This is a genomic window from Drancourtella sp. An12, assembly GCF_002160935.1.
Classification (GTDB): Bacteria; Bacillota; Clostridia; order Lachnospirales; family Lachnospiraceae; genus Sellimonas; species Sellimonas catena.
This window is the reverse complement of sequence record NZ_NFLO01000029.1, coordinates 1-14,597: the sequence shown is the minus strand read 5'-3', so window position 1 is coordinate 14,597 and position 14,597 is coordinate 1. Positions and strand designations below refer to the sequence as shown.

Genomic DNA, 14,597 nt, shown 5'->3' with positions numbered 1-14,597 from the left:
CCTTTCTTTTTGGCATTTATCTTGCACACTCCGACTCGGATCCCCGAAGAATCCCCAGTCCGTGCTGTACACTCTCCAATATGATCTCCATACTTTCCCGCACTGCTTTCGGGCTTCCCGGAAGATTGACAATCAGCGTCTGTCCCCGTATGACCGACGCTCCACGGGAGAGCATGGCCCTTTTTGTATATTTCATGGATTCGGCCCGGATCGCCTCCGCAATCCCTGGTGCATTGCGGGTCATGACCTCCATTGTCGCCTCCGGCGTCGTATCCCGTTCAGAAAATCCGGTTCCGCCGCTGGTCAGAATCAGGCTGACCTGCCGCTGGTCGCAAAGCCGGATCAGTTCTTTTTTCAAAAGTGCCTTCTCATCCGGAAGAATCAATTCCTCTACCACATCAAATCCAGCCGCCGTCAGCCCTTCTTTCATGGCCGGGCCGCTTTCATCTTTGCGTTCCCCTTTACTTCCTTTATCGCTCATCGTGATCACTGCCGCCGTAAACGGCCTGTCTTTGGCCGGGAATTCGACGGTCATCATACTTCCGGTCTGAATGGTTCCGGAGGAAAGAACTTCGGCAAATACGCCCTGCACCGGCATGATGCACTCGCCCATCCGATGGTAAATCCGACAGTGGGTGTGGCACTCCTTCCCGATCTGTGTCATCCGCAGAACCACATTCTGACACCGGAGAATTGTCCCGACCGGAAATCTTCTAAAATCCAGATCCTCCACGACAAGATTTTCCCCGAACGCTCCGTCCTGCACATCCGCGCCTCTGGAATTGAATTCCTTTACTTTATCGTAGGAGAGCAGGCTGACCTGACGGTGCCAGTGTCCTGCATGGGCATCTCCCACAATCCCGAATCCCTTCTCAAACTTTGCTTCCGCCACGGCATGCTTTTCGGTTCCGCGCTTTTCACTGATGCAGATCGCCCGCACTCTGCCGGCGGTCTTTCTTTCTTCCATCTGTTATCCTCCTATCTCATTCATCCTTTTTTTCTCACTGATCTGATCCGGCTCTTCAAACCGGTGCCCGGCCGGCTTTCTTTGTCCCGCCGCACGAAAAATCTTCCGGATCCGTTCCTGTTTTTCCTCCGGCGTTTCCCCGCTTCTTATGACAGAGCGCAGATCTTCCGCATCGTCATAGCAAAGGCAGTATTTCAGCTTTCCGGTACTTGTAAGACGCAGGCGGTTGCAGCTTTGGCAGAACTTTCCGTGAATCGGAGAAATCAGTCCCGTCCTCCCAAGGAATCCCGGAATCTGCATATACACTGCAGGCCCAAATCCTGCACCTGCTGCCGGTGCCGCCTCCTGAAGATCCGGATACCGGTTTTTGATCATCTCAAGCACCCGCCGGTTGTCCAGTCCATGGTACTCTTTTCCGTATCCGATCGGCATCATTTCGATAAACCGTACATCCACCGGCCACTTTTCCGAAAGACGTACCAGATCCAGAATTTCCGTCTCGTTGATTTCTCTGGCTGCCGCCACATTGATCTTGGTCCGGATCCCTGCGCTGACACAGGCTTCCACCGCCTTCAGTACTTCCTCCAGACCGTCATATCCGGTAATCTCCCGGTACTTTTCTCTCTGCAGAGTATCCAGGCTGATATTAACTCCATCCAGTCCTGCCTCGAGAAGATCCGGAAGAAATTTTCTCAGCCAAATCCCGTTCGTCGTCAGCATAACCGTCTCAATTCCCGGAATCGCTTTCAGCATCCGGACACAGTCCGGACATCCTTTCCGTACAAGAGGCTCCCCGCCTGTCACACGTACATGACGGATTCCTTCCTGTGCCGCCGCCCTTGTAATTTCACGGATTTCCTCGTAAGTCAGGATCTCCGACATCGGCACGGAATCAATGTCATGGGGCATACAGTACCGACACCGGAGATTACACCGGTCTGTAAGGGAGATCCTGAGATAATCAATCTTCCGCCCGCTCATAGTCTCCTGATGCACCACCTTTTTTTCTGCATAGAAAGATATCTGTCATTTCCATGCTTTTATCTACCGCCTTGCACATATCATAGATTGTAAGAAGCGCCGTATTCACTCCGGTCAGAGCCTCCATCTCCACGCCGGTCTTACCCTCGCAGCGCACCGTACAGACTGCCCGGATGTATCGTTTCTTCGAATTCCGGTCCTTTCGTTCCCCGATCATCTCAAAATCCACGGCCACTTTCGTCAGGCTGATCACATGGCAGAGCGGAATGATCTCACTTGTCTTTTTCGCTCCCATGATTCCCGCAATTTGGGCTACCGAAAGGACGTCTCCTTTTTTCATGCTTCCTTCCAGAATCTTCTGATAGCACTCTTCGGACACACCGATCTCGCCCTGTGCCGACGCCTCCCGTCTGGTCACCGCTTTCTCTCCGATATCGACCATCACCGCGTTTCCGCTTCCATCAAAATGTGTAAATTCCATATCTGTTCTCCCTACTTTCCAAATCCGCAGTTCGGATAGGTGCAGACCGGGCAGTTCAGACACAGTCCGCCCTCTCCGAGATGTGCAAGCTCCTCTGCGGTCACCGGATCATCCGCCAGTACTCTTGGCAGTACCAGATCGAAAATCGTCCTCTTTGCGTACATCACGCAGCCCGGAAGTCCCATGACTGCCTGACCTTCTTCCATATAAGAAAGCAGAAACATAGCTCCCGGAAGCACCGGAGCTCCATAGGATACGATCCGTGCGCCGGAATTTTTAATCGCAAGGGGCGTCCTGTCATCCGGGTCTACACTCATTCCCCCGGTACAAAGCACCAGATCCGCTCCTTCTCCGAGAAAACGCAGAATCGCCTCTGTCACCATCTCCGGTTTGTCATCGCATACGGCATGTCCGATAATCTCCACCGGATAATGCCCGAGCTTTTCTTCCAGTACCGGAGTGAAGGTATCTTTGATCCGTCCTTTATAAACTTCGCTTCCGGTCGTGATGATGGCAGCCTTTTTCGCCCTGAAAGGCAAAATCGAAAGGATCGGCGCTCCGCCGTTTTCCTCCTGCACCGCTTTTTCCGCTCTGTCCATCTTGTCTTTTCCGATGACAAGCGGGATGACACGCATCCCTGCAAGCTTGTCGCCCTTTTTCACCTCGGTATTACCGTGTCGTGTGGCAATCATCATTTCCCCCTGGGAGTTTACCCGGTAAAGGGCTCCGGAATCCACTTTCAGAAGTCCGTCCGTCTCCGCTGTCAGCTCAATCTTACCTTCCTTTGCTTCCGACGCGCTCATATACCGGAAGCACTTTACTGCTCCATCAAAGGCCGCCTCCGCACTGTTTCCTCCCTGACAGAGCCTGCGCAGAATCTCGGCTCCTTCATCTTCGTGAAGCATCCCTTCTTCCTGCTCCCAGACATACAGATTCTCCTTCCCCACACTTAAAAGAACCGGAATATCCTCCCTGGTGACAATGTGTCCTTTTCTGAATACCGGTCCTTTCTTTTTGTCCTTTATAATCTGCGTGATGTCATGGCATAAAATACATCCCTCTGCATCTTCTGTTCTGACTAATTTCATGTTTCTTCTCCCCGTTCTTCTCTTTGATACCGTACTGTTTTTCAAAACATAACGACTGGTACAAGTATAGCAGAAGATCAATGCCCTGTAAAGCGTTCTCTTTCTGTGACCTGGTCACAGAACTTTCCTCAAATATGGTATACTATAAGAAAAAACCGAAAGGAAGGTCTGCTTATGTCATATACAAAAATTACACAGGAAGAAGCAAAAAAACTGATGGATGAGAGGGATGACATTCTGATCGTCGATGTACGAAATCCGGAAGAATACGCACAGGGACATATTCCGGGTGCCATTAATGTTCCAAATCCTTCCATCACCAACCGTGAAATTCCGGAGCTTCCGGATAAGAATCAGGAGCTTTTAATCTACTGCCGTTCCGGACAGCGCAGTAAAATCGCAGGAAAGAAGCTCGCCGTCCTCGGATATCAAAATATCAAAGATTTTGGCGGTATTATGGAATGGAAATATGAGGTGGAATAATCATAGACGAAAAGGTGGACACTACCGGTACTTCGGTACCGCAGTGTCCACCTTTTCTGTGTTTCCTTTATTGTTTTGTACAGAAGCTGGCGGACCGGAATGGTTTCCTTCTCCTCTCCTGTCTTAAAAGGCTTACAGCAGGAAAGATCCCATATTTCCTGAAAATAATTCTGAAGCTGCAGATAGGATCTGCCTTCTCCCGGCACGGACTCGTATACGAGAATATCACGATCCATGTTGTAGGACTTCTTATATTCACCGAGGAAAATGTCATCGGTATTTCTTCCGCGAATTTCTGTGATGCAACAGCTTTCGAGAGATGTCTGTGCTTCATCATGCCTGACACATTCAAATCTTCAATGGTTATATAAGATGGCTTGGTTTTCACGATCTCTGCTACCGTTTTATTGATATAGTCAGTACGGATGTTATCTATCTTACGATGAAGTCTCTGTACTTTCAGCTTTTGTTTTTTGTATATTCTTCTGAGCGGACTCTCCTTTCTTTAAATTCTCATATTTGCGTGAGAGGCATCTTTGCTCTCTACGCAGTCTCTTTTTTGTAAAATCTATACGAATAACTCTGCATTGTGCTTTTGTAAAAAATGCAGGGATGGCATCCTTCAACCCATTCCTGCATCCTGTAATTTTCTTCTATTTCTATTTTTTCTAAAACGTCATTGTCCCTGACATGACGATGGTTCCGTCTGTTTTCACACCTGCGATCTGGTAAGTGTCTCCTGTAGATTTTTGATACATTCTGATCTCATCACCATAAAAGCTCTGTGCTACATAATGAAGTTCCAGTTCTTTCAATCTCTGGCAGTCATAGAATTCCGGCGAAAATACATTCTCCATCAGATTGACATATCTAAGATTTGCCATGTGGTGGCTTTTGTCCAGATCCGAATACTGCACTTTGTAGGAAAATACGTATTCCATATCGGAAACATCCCGTTTTATTTTTGCGAAAGGATCCAGCGCAATTTTCTCCTCGCACACAACGTCCTGCGGCATCTCGATGTCGGACAATTTCCCTATTTTCTGTTCTTCCAGATGAAATACACAACTTTCCAGTCTTCCCAGTGCGTAGACTTCATTTCCAACGGATACCTTCAAATCCTGCCAGATTCTTACTTTGTCCTGCTTCTCAATCCATGTTTCCATATGGAGCGGTCCTGAAAAATCCGCCTGCTTGATTACGCGCATTTTGTATTTTGTGTACATCCACGCCATGCCGTATGTTTCCGGAATTTTCGAATCAAAACTGTTCTCTACTCTTTTAATGCAGAATTCGCCCAGCGTCGAAACTCTACGCCTCGTTTAGATTTTACACGATAGCCGACGGAGATAATTACGTCCGATGTATAAAATGGAACTGGTTGCTTTACTCCAACAACACGCATTTTTTGCGTGTTGTTTTCTCTTATGAGTTCTTCTGAGAAAACATTATTTATATGTTTCCGAATTGTCTTTTCATCACTTCCAAATAATACAGACATCTGATTAGCACTAAGCCATACTGTATCACTTTCTATTGACACTGGCAGCGCAATACTCTTATCTTCTATCTCAAATAAAACAATTTCTTTTTCATACCCCATAAGTTTCTCCCTCCTTTCATTCTACTCCATATCACTTAAAGCCTGCAAATACCCATCTAAACGTTTCCGTGCACCCGGGTCAAGCCTTTCATATTTTTGAATCAACTCATATTCTCTTGAATTTTTGTCAATCACAACATAGTCCATCTGCTTATATTCCTTGGGATTTTTACTATCCGTCTCCAACAGCAGCTCATATGGAGAAATTTCCAACACCTCACATATGATCATAATCTTATCCGCAGAAGGATTCGTTCCCTTTCGCCTCCAGTCACTGACTGTACTCTGAGATATACCTGTTCTTTTCGCAAATTCAATTTGTGACATTCCCTTTTCTTCAAGATATTGATAGATTCGTTCGCTTATAAGCATAGCCTCTCCTTTCATCTTTTCTTCCAATTTTACCTTTCATCTTTTCTTTCAATTTTATCTTGACAAACCCTTTTGTTCTTATTAGTATAAGAGATGAGAAATGGGTTTTTACCAAGTATGATTTAAAATCGGAACGGGTTGCTCGTTTCTTTTTTTATATCTAAAATGTCATATAGATAATAATTCCCATTTTTTGCATGACGCACCAACATGGAGACATGATACACGTTATAACGTTCCACTACTCCCTGTTCATCATAAACGGGCAATGCAAATCTGGAATCATACCGGTACCAGCCAAATACTGCATCTCGCAAATGTTTATTTCCAGAATTCTCCCGATAATGCTTTCCTTCTGCAATTTCAAGCATCTCTGGAATTCCTTGTGTGGCATTCGCCTTCGCTTTCGCATTGGCTCCTTTCAAAGAAAAAGTATATTTCGATCCCGTATATTCATCCGGTAGATCCCGTCCAATATAAACTGTATCATTTGTATCTTCAATCAAATAAGAATTCCCTACATATTGCCTCAAATACTTTTTCACTTCATCCCAACAAATCGACCGTTTTCCTTTAAATAAAATTTTTGAAATTACAACGAGTTTCCTACCATCTTTATCTGTAATGATTTTCACATTCTCCCTCATGGATTGGTCTCTCCTCATTTTCTCCTGTAAGGTTTAGAAGAATCATTTATCGTATATACGTTATAATATGGTAAAAAAGAAACCAAGTCCGGAGGATGCAGATGTTGCAAACGTGATCACAGTCTTTCCTGTGAAATCATTATTTTCCACAAAGCTGTCTACCGGCCATGCGGCGATGCCCCACCAGATTGGGTACTAAACCGGAGGTCGTTTTCCCCAGCCCTTGATTTTACTGAGCTTAACGGTATACAAAAGTGTGTTTTGTGTTTCCACATTCCCCAGAATAGTTATTCCAGGAACCCAATCTCCAGCAGTTCCTGAGCAATCTCCCTACTCTTCACTCTCATCAAACCATCTTCTTCCTTTACATTAGACAGCAGATTCACACTTCCATACCAGACGATTCTCTGTCAATCACAGCAAAATGTTCATGCATCCCCGTCTTCTCCAGCACAGTCACTCCCGATTCTATCAGTTCGGTAATCAGTCCTTTCGTCTTTTCAATTCGCTGTTGTGGGTAATTGTCCGCCGACAGCGTCAGTAGTGTGATCTTCACACCGCTATCATGTCGTTCTTCCAAAGTTTTTAAAATTCTGTGTACCCCCTTTGCACCGATTCCAGGGCTGGAAATCACAATCTCCGTATCGGCTTGCGCCACATCTCTTTCAAATACAGACGTATAGGATTCGCTGTCAAATATGGCATTAGTCTCCTGCTTTTTCTCTGCCTCATTCATAACGATCTCATATCCGATCTTCTTATATGCTCTCAGTCTTTTATAATACATTTTATCCAATACACGGATATGCGCATCCACATAGTCATATATGATGACCTTCCGTTTGCCTTCATAATCCCTGTGTAGTCTTCCGGAATACTGCTCCACATTCCCCTGCCAGGCAATGGGAGTTGTCAGCATCATTGTGTCTAGCCTTGGGTAGTTAAAACCTTCTCCGATATATTGTCCGATGGCAACAAGAACCATTGATTCATTTGCCGGAACATTTTTCATATTCTCACGGATCTGCTCGTTTTCCTTTCTGCTTCTGCCGCCTTTAAGCAGGAATACATGATCCGCCTTATCCCGGAGCATAGCAAGCAATATATCTGCATGATCTCTGAATTTTGTCAAAACGAGCGGAGTCCTGCCTTGCCTCAGACATTCTTCTACATCAGATATAATCTGCCTGTTTCTCACATCACTGCCGCGCACTGCGGCATATGCTTCATTGATCTTCCATTCCTGTCCTGTAGTATTGATCAGCCTTGTAAATCTCGGATATACATAATGCGCAATTCCCTGAAGTTTCACTTTATCTTTTGCGCTGAAACGGTATCTGACCGGTCCGATCTGCATAAATATTTTTTGTTCCTGTCCGTCATCCCGTTTGGGAGTTGCGGTCAGACCATAAACATATCTGGCAGAGACTTCTTTCACTACTGCCTCTGCGGTATCCGATGCACAGTGATGACATTCATCTATGAGTACCATTCCATAATCCTTCACAACTGTATCAATATTTCCAGGTTTTCCAAGGGATGATATCATCACCACATCAATAATCCCTGTCATGGAATCATGGCCTGCATAGCGAGTTCCGATCACACTTTTTCTCCGTTTCACACGCCCCTTCGGCGTCGTGTACTCAGGCGGTTCTTCGTTAATATCAAGGAATTTCTGAATATCTTCCACCCAGTTATTCATAATCTCCTTATTATGTACCAATATAAGAGTATTCGTCTTTCTTGCTGCAATCAGATATGCACCTACTGCTGTTTTTCCAAAGGCGGTCGCTGCATGCAGGATTCCATTTTCATACCGCAGCATTTGTTCTGACGCTTTTCTTTGCTCCGGATAAAGTTCCGCAGAAAACTCCACACAGATACTCTTTCCTTTTTGTCTCTCATCACTGACCTCATACGGGATTTCTGCTTGCTTCAGCTTTTCTGACAGGATTTCCCTGAGGCCTCGCGGAATGCTGATGTAATCATCAAACTCTTCAAAACATGCCACAATCCTCGGGTTATCTCTGTTAGAGAACCCCATCGCGTGATTTTTATAATATTGAGGATTGCTATACGCAGCCATACGACGTAAGGTGTTCTGCAGCCTTGGCTGAAGATTTTCCTTTTCAACGTATATTCCATTTGCAAGAACAAGATGAACCTGTCCAGAAACATCTTCCGAATAAAACTGAAGTTTTTTCTTCTTCCAGGGTTTTGACTTCTTGCCAGATTTCTGACTTGCAATCTGCTGACTATGACCGTTCAACGCTGCTTTTTGCAGGTTTTCCGCATTATCTTCTGATACCTCTCCATTTTCCTCTTTGTCCATATTTTCAAGATCTGAAAGCGCGCCTAAGACTCCATCTTCCGCCCATTCATTTATCTTCTTATCAATAAATTCTTTCGACAGTTTCTTTACGTTCTGTAACTGCTGTCACTGATTCGGATATACATTCCAATCCTGATCTATAAATGCGCTGTTTCCCTTTTTTAATGCCTGTCCCTGTAAAGGAAGCGCGATCAGATTTCCAAGTCCGCCCACAGGCATATGATCCTGAGCCGGGAGCATCCTGTCATATGTCCGAAAGCTCTTTTGATTTACAGACTCCGCTCCTTTTGTCAGAAGTGCAGTGCCAAAAAGCCTTGCTGTTCTCGCCGGAACAGGTTCCTGAAAAAACATCCAGATATGCGCTCCTTTTCCAGAACGAGAACGCTCTGTCAGGATATCCACTCCATAAATCCTGCAAATCTCGCGCAGAGCATTTACTTCTTCCCTCCAGAGTTCATCTGTATTGGCATAATCATCCCCATTCGTAGTATCATCATGATTGTCAAAATCAAATACAAGGAAATTGCAAGTCTCATCAGGCAGCATCGGGTAGACGCCTATCACGTCCGAACAGTCTTCTCTTGCACCTGTCAAATGCTGCATGATCACTTTGCCTGTAAGCTCTTTGTAATGCTGTTCCGGGCAGTCCGCACATTTTATTTTCTTTTTTTCATATTTCGGACAAATACCCGGCTTCCAGTAATTCCAGCATTGCGTATAATATCCTGTTTTCCCGGTCTTAGGATTCGGCTTTCCTGCTCTTTTACTGTATACATCTTTCCGTCCTTTGAAAAAAGAATAGAAATACTGGGCGTGCTTCTGAGTGATCGTTTCCAGGATGATAAATTGCTCCCTGACTGTTTCCGTTTCACTCATGACAGAATCCTTCTGCTGAGCAACCGGTCTTTCCTTTTCCTGAATACCTTTTCCATAGGGAATACCTGCTTGGGACAAAAGTAACTGAAGGCACTTAATTTCTTCATTTAATAAACGGATTTCTTCTCTCTGTTCCCGAATAATCTTATCTTTATTATCCATATTTTTACCTGTTTGATTTCTAAAAAGAAATGTCCTGTATAATTTTTCTCATATTCTTAATGGTATCCTCATAAGACACAAAGTCTTCTGTAAAATAACTGGTGATAGACTGATAATCTTCTTCATAAAAGGAATTATCACAAAACTCTGTAATAATGGCAGATACATCTACTCCTTCTTTTGCGGATGGACATACAGTCATTTGAGCCCGATGCTCCTTGACCTCTTTGACCAATGAGACAAACTTATTATCAAAATCAATGAGCGGAGTAAGTTTATAGACATCATACAAATGACGCGAATACCGCTTTGATTTCCCCTGCATATAATAATCACAAAGAGCAAAAATCTTATCAATATAAGTCCTTTCCAACGACTGTAAATTCATTGAAAATCTGTCAAGGGAAAATTGTTTTACCAGATCTATTCGATTTCGCTTTTCCAGATAATCCCCAATATAATTATGTATCTCTACCGACTGTGTCGGAAATGCATACGACCCCAATGCAGTTTCCAGTTTTATATACTGCGGCAGTCTTTCATCTTCCAGTTCAAATACAGAAGTATATGAAAAGAAATAAGCGTTATAGTCCCTGTCGCTCTGGGTTTCATTCCAGTTTGCAATCGGCATTTCCAGTTCTTCGCTTATTCCTTTTAAAACAACATTCTTAAGTTTTTTCCTTCTACTCTCTCCTATATGCTCTTTGAAAGTAATATCAATATCTTCTGAAAAACGATTGATTAAATGATATCCTTTGGATAAAGACGTCCCTCCTTTGAAAACACACAGATCAAGCTGCTCTGACAATAATTTCAGGATCAGTGTAACATAGTAATCTTTTTCTACTACTATAGGTGTTCTTCCACTTTGCTCAGCAGTCTGTTCCACCATATCCTTAAACATTTCTCTATCCTTATGAAGATACATACTCTACCTCCGTTTCATATATTGCTTTATATATCTTGAGTGGATAGTTTGTGATATATCTGTCGACCTTTTTCTTTGTAATACCATTTTTCCTGGCATATTCCGTTAAAATTTTTCCACACTTTTCCGGTTCTATCTCTGTGCATTTTTCAATATCCTTTAAACAATCAAGAAACTGGAGAACCGGCGCATTTTCTTCAGTGATTTCCACCACTGGCCTTCTGATAATATACTGCCTGTTTTTAATTGTCGTTTTCCTTACCAACGCCGGAGCAAAATTGCTGTTTATCTCCTGCGTAAATGGAATCTGTGTGGATAATCCCATGCGGTTTGCCAATGTATAGCCGGAATAGTAGCCCACCCGCTTTCCCCTGCGCATGATATACTTATGAACAGCTACTGTATCCGGAGTCATAGACATCCGCTCACCGAAAATATCCGTTTTAGGGAAATAGTATACTCCCGGCTCAAATCGGCATATGATTTCGCTGTCAGTAAGTTTTTTTAAATGATATCTAAGATTTTCTTCTGTCATCCCTGGGATATCAATATCTCCGGCAAAAATAGGTTCTCCTGGAATATAATTTTCTTTCAAATATTTGTATAACATAATCGTTTTCCTTTCGATAAGTAAATATTTTATTTACTTATCGTTAGTATACTTAAAATTTTTTTCTTTGTCAATCGCATCTGATTTATTCATATTGTTTCCATCTACATCACTGTTTAACAGGACATATTGTCCTATTAAACACAGTTTTAAGAAATTCAAAGTGCCATTTAAAAGTAAGTAGGTAATCATCCGTACCTTGACAAAATAAGAAATCCCCCCGGCACTTTCGAGGGGAATATTTGTCTCTTATTTTTTCAGTTTGCTGTGGCATTCAGCCGGCAGGCTGGCGGACCATGGAAGCAGTTCCAACATCGCTTCCTTTTCCGGGAACGGACCAAGATCTTTCATCTGCTCCATCACATAGATGAGATAATTGTAGGGTTTCAGACCGTTCAACATCGCTGTTTCCGTAATGCTGTATACGGTTGCGCTGGCCTGTGCTCCCCGGATACTCTTGGCAAACAGCCAGTTTCGACGCCCTGTCGCAAAGTTTTTCAGCGGCCGTTCTGCCGCCAGATTATCAATGCTTAAGTGTCCGTCTTCCAGATATCTCCTCAGATAAACTTTCTGGTTCAGGGTATGCAGGACAGCTTCGCCGATCAATGAAGACCGGTCTACGGAATCCTCCAGTGTATGAAGCCACCCAAAGAAAGCCTCTAAAAGCGGCTTCGCCTGCTTTTGACGCTCTTCATACCGTTCTTCCGGCGTCTTGTCACGGATCATCTCTTCAATCTTATAGAGCATCCCGATCCGTGCCAGTGCCTGATATGCGGTTGTCTCCTTCAACTGTTCTTTGGTGAAATCCTTTTTCAAGGCCGTCAGGGCTTCATCGAATCTGCGTCTCGCATGGGCCATGTATCCCGTCACAGTGATCCTTTCCGGGAGATTGTGGTATGCCTGATAACCATCGCAGGTGAAAGATCCCTCAAACTGATCTCCAAGGAATTCCGCCGGATGATGTCCGGCACGGGTTCTTTCGTATTGGAAGAGGACCATCCGCGGAGAGCCGCTGTATTCATCCGTGAGATAGACCCACATCCAGTTCTGGGTGGAACCCTTCTGATCCGGCTCATCGATCACCTGCATTCTGGTTTCGTCTCCGTGCAAATAGTTACTCCGGAGCAGCTCTTCTTTCATCAGATCATAGAGCGGCTGCAGATACCGGTCTGCACATTGGATGATCCAGTTCGCCATGGTCTTTGTGGAAAGATTCAGGTCGTACCGGGCGAATTCCCGTTCCTGACGCGCAAGCGGCATCCCGTTTACATACTTGGCATTCATGATGCCTGCAACAAGGGACGGGGTTGCAGCACTTTCTTTCAGGAGTGACGGCGCTTTTTCCGGCCGTTTCATAGCCCCGCATTTCGGACAGCTGTACACAAAAATCACTTCCTCCACAACTTCAAACCTCGCGGGAATGAATTTCAGTCTTTTGACTCTTTCCTTTGTGACAACCTTATATTTCGTATTGCAGTCCGGGCAGTAACGGTCGTCTCCCGTCAGCTTGTTTTTGACGATGCTCCTGCATAATCTTCAGCAAAGAGAGCATGTCCTCCCTGTCCATCCTGTTCAGTTGTTCTTCTGTAAAAACCGGATCCATCGCACAGCCTCATCTTTCTAAAATCTCTATTGACAGTTTACCATAAAAGGATCTGCTTTCTATTGGAAACCGCCTTCAGGAGTAGAGGAAAATCTGCGTAAAATCAAGAAATTTTCGGCTTTTTGCGAATTGAAAGGAATCGGGAGCAGACTACGATCTTTGGGTGGCGTTCTTCAAAAGCGCCGCTGGGATTCAGGGATAATCCATCGCACAGCCAGTGGAGCTCTTTGAGAGTCACTTTCCGCAGTTCATCCGGTGTGTCCGGCCAATGGAAGGCATTCCGCTCCAGACGTTTCATCAGAATCCAGAATCCGGAGCCGTCCCACTGGAGAATCTTGATCAATGTGCGTCTGCGATTGCAGAACGCGAACATACAGCGGGAGTACGGATCGAGATGGAATTTCAGTTTGATAATTGCGGCCAAACCGGTATAGCTTTTACGGAGATCGGTCACTCCACACGCCAGATAGACGGTTGTGCTTCCAGAGAAATCAAGCATAGTTCTTCAACGCCTGCAAGAGCGTAGTCAGTATCCTGGCTGAGCAGTCAGCGCCAATTTCAATCCGGATATTTTCCGGAAGAAGGATCGTAACAGAATGATTTCCTGTCCTAGAGTTCAACTGCAGCTCTTGTTCCGAAGGCAGCTTTGTGAACACCAGATCAGATGCAGGTTCTTTTCCTGGTGCTTCTGACTGAATCTTTCGGATCCAATAGCCCAAAGTAGACTGGGGGATCTTATTCTGCTGACCACACTCTCCTTTCTTGTCTATTATTATAGGCTGAATATAGAAAGGATTGAAGAAACAATAAGTTCTCAAGTATATACCCGGAGGTTTGTCCTGATGCTTTCGTCCAAACACAGTCGAGACAAGCTGGATGCTGGGCTATGCGATCTTAGGTAATATTCCGCTTTTTTCAGGGAATATTTCTACACTTGTAATTCATCTTCTTGCCTTTGTAATTGCCTTTTTGCTGGGATGTGTAGTGGTGAAGTTAAAACAATTATAGTTCTAACATAAAGACATGTTTATATTGTGTTCTACCTTGTGTTCTATTTTAAAATCAGACATGAAAAAACCGCCGAATTTCGGCGGTTTTACAGCAGGGGATGAGAGAATCGAACTCCCGCTAAGAGTTTTGGAGACTCCTGTCATACCATTTGACCAATCCCCTATATTCTATCTCAGATACAAAGAAACACACCTTTTCAGGTGTTTCTTTTTGTGTACCTTCAAAACCACATATAAGTCCACGTTTCTGTCATCCTGCTTTTCCTATCCACCATTCCTTGGTTATGCCCTCGACCTATTAGTAACAGTCAGCTCCATGTGTTACCACACTTCCACCTCTGCCCTATCTACCTCGTCGTCTTCAAGGGGTCTTACTACTTCCGTATGGGATATCTCATCTTGAGGGGGGCTTCACGCTTAGATGCCTTCAGCGTTTATCCCTTCCCGGCTT

Annotated in this window: 17 protein-coding genes, 1 tRNA gene, 1 rRNA gene and 1 pseudogene; 1 reads left to right on the top strand and 19 read right to left on the bottom strand. The window is 44.5% G+C overall.

The features are described 5' to 3' along the window. Positions 1-16: 16 nt before the first annotated feature. The 4 genes from B5E64_RS16795 to B5E64_RS16780 are packed head-to-tail and all read right to left on the bottom strand — an operon-like array spanning position 17 to position 3,517. Positions 17-967 carry an MOSC domain-containing protein gene (locus tag B5E64_RS16795; protein WP_087169601.1) on the bottom strand — a complete coding sequence of 317 codons (951 nt, stop codon included), beginning with the start codon at positions 965-967 and terminating at the stop codon, positions 17-19. Positions 968-970: 3 nt separating this feature from the next. Continuing rightward, positions 971-1,948, bottom strand: coding sequence for a GTP 3',8-cyclase MoaA (moaA, locus tag B5E64_RS16790; RefSeq protein WP_087169600.1), 978 nt, complete (start codon positions 1,946-1,948; stop codon positions 971-973). Next, complete coding sequence (moaC, locus tag B5E64_RS16785) at positions 1,929-2,429, bottom strand: cyclic pyranopterin monophosphate synthase MoaC (protein WP_087169599.1); 501 nt, start codon at positions 2,427-2,429, stop codon at positions 1,929-1,931. The genes moaA and moaC overlap by 20 nt, the downstream gene beginning before the upstream one ends. Positions 2,430-2,440: 11 nt before the next feature. Beyond that, a complete protein-coding gene (locus tag B5E64_RS16780; RefSeq protein ID WP_087169598.1) occupies positions 2,441-3,517 on the bottom strand; it encodes a molybdopterin-binding protein in 1,077 nt (358 codons plus the stop codon). Between the two features lie 174 nt (positions 3,518-3,691). Here B5E64_RS16780 and B5E64_RS16775 point away from each other — a divergent pair, with 174 nt between their 5' ends. Next, positions 3,692-4,000 (top strand): rhodanese-like domain-containing protein, encoded by a 309-nt coding sequence (locus tag B5E64_RS16775; protein ID WP_087169597.1) that lies wholly within the window; start codon positions 3,692-3,694, stop codon positions 3,998-4,000. Positions 4,001-4,289: 289 nt separating this feature from the next. Here B5E64_RS16775 and B5E64_RS16770 read toward each other — a convergent pair. The 15 genes and pseudogenes from B5E64_RS16770 to B5E64_RS16705 form a co-directional block, all read right to left on the bottom strand. Beyond that, positions 4,290-4,560 (bottom strand): annotated as a pseudogene (locus B5E64_RS16770) (transposase); the annotation flags it as partial. Positions 4,561-4,668: 108 nt separating this feature from the next. Beyond that, on the bottom strand, positions 4,669-5,226 hold the full coding sequence (locus B5E64_RS16765) for an acyl-ACP thioesterase domain-containing protein (protein WP_162610223.1): 558 nt from the start codon (positions 5,224-5,226) through the stop codon (positions 4,669-4,671). A 47-nt stretch (positions 5,227-5,273) separates the two neighbouring features. After that, positions 5,274-5,603, bottom strand: coding sequence for a RhuM family protein (gene rhuM / locus B5E64_RS16760; RefSeq protein WP_087169595.1), 330 nt, complete (start codon positions 5,601-5,603; stop codon positions 5,274-5,276). A gap of 21 nt (positions 5,604-5,624) precedes the next feature. Next, positions 5,625-6,002, bottom strand: a complete 378-nt coding sequence (locus B5E64_RS16755) for a helix-turn-helix transcriptional regulator (RefSeq protein ID WP_140398896.1) — start codon at positions 6,000-6,002, stop codon at positions 5,625-5,627. 95 nt (positions 6,003-6,097) lie between these two features. Continuing rightward, complete coding sequence (locus B5E64_RS16750) at positions 6,098-6,622, bottom strand: hypothetical protein (protein WP_087169593.1); 525 nt, start codon at positions 6,620-6,622, stop codon at positions 6,098-6,100. Positions 6,623-6,682: 60 nt separating this feature from the next. Continuing rightward, on the bottom strand, positions 6,683-6,772 hold the full coding sequence (locus B5E64_RS18840; protein ID WP_343284100.1) for a hypothetical protein: 90 nt from the start codon (positions 6,770-6,772) through the stop codon (positions 6,683-6,685). A 232-nt stretch (positions 6,773-7,004) separates the two neighbouring features. Then, positions 7,005-8,957, bottom strand: a complete 1,953-nt coding sequence (locus tag B5E64_RS18560) for a DEAD/DEAH box helicase family protein (RefSeq protein ID WP_242960286.1) — start codon at positions 8,955-8,957, stop codon at positions 7,005-7,007. A 105-nt stretch (positions 8,958-9,062) separates the two neighbouring features. Next, the gene (locus B5E64_RS18555; RefSeq protein ID WP_242960284.1) at positions 9,063-9,833 is read right to left on the bottom strand and encodes a hypothetical protein; all 771 of its coding nucleotides are present in this window, start codon (positions 9,831-9,833) and stop codon (positions 9,063-9,065) included. Positions 9,834-10,014: 181 nt separating this feature from the next. Beyond that, complete coding sequence (locus B5E64_RS16735) at positions 10,015-10,923, bottom strand: nucleotidyl transferase AbiEii/AbiGii toxin family protein (RefSeq protein ID WP_087169592.1); 909 nt, start codon at positions 10,921-10,923, stop codon at positions 10,015-10,017. Beyond that, complete coding sequence (locus B5E64_RS16730; protein ID WP_140398895.1) at positions 10,910-11,518, bottom strand: DUF6088 family protein; 609 nt, start codon at positions 11,516-11,518, stop codon at positions 10,910-10,912. Before B5E64_RS16730 ends, B5E64_RS16735 begins: the two co-directional genes overlap by 14 nt. A gap of 264 nt (positions 11,519-11,782) precedes the next feature. After that, positions 11,783-13,039 (bottom strand): IS66 family transposase, encoded by a 1,257-nt coding sequence (locus B5E64_RS16725; protein ID WP_242960288.1) that lies wholly within the window; start codon positions 13,037-13,039, stop codon positions 11,783-11,785. 200 nt (positions 13,040-13,239) lie between these two features. Then, the gene (gene tnpB / locus B5E64_RS16720) at positions 13,240-13,635 is read right to left on the bottom strand and encodes an IS66 family insertion sequence element accessory protein TnpB (protein WP_087169590.1); all 396 of its coding nucleotides are present in this window, start codon (positions 13,633-13,635) and stop codon (positions 13,240-13,242) included. Continuing rightward, positions 13,628-13,855 carry a hypothetical protein gene (locus tag B5E64_RS16715; protein WP_087169589.1) on the bottom strand — a complete coding sequence of 76 codons (228 nt, stop codon included), beginning with the start codon at positions 13,853-13,855 and terminating at the stop codon, positions 13,628-13,630. Before B5E64_RS16715 ends, tnpB begins: the two co-directional genes overlap by 8 nt. 383 nt (positions 13,856-14,238) lie before the next feature. Continuing rightward, positions 14,239-14,309 (bottom strand) — tRNA-Trp (locus B5E64_RS16710). Positions 14,310-14,424: 115 nt separating this feature from the next. Next, positions 14,425-14,597: ribosomal RNA gene (locus B5E64_RS16705) — 23S ribosomal RNA — on the bottom strand; the annotation flags it as partial.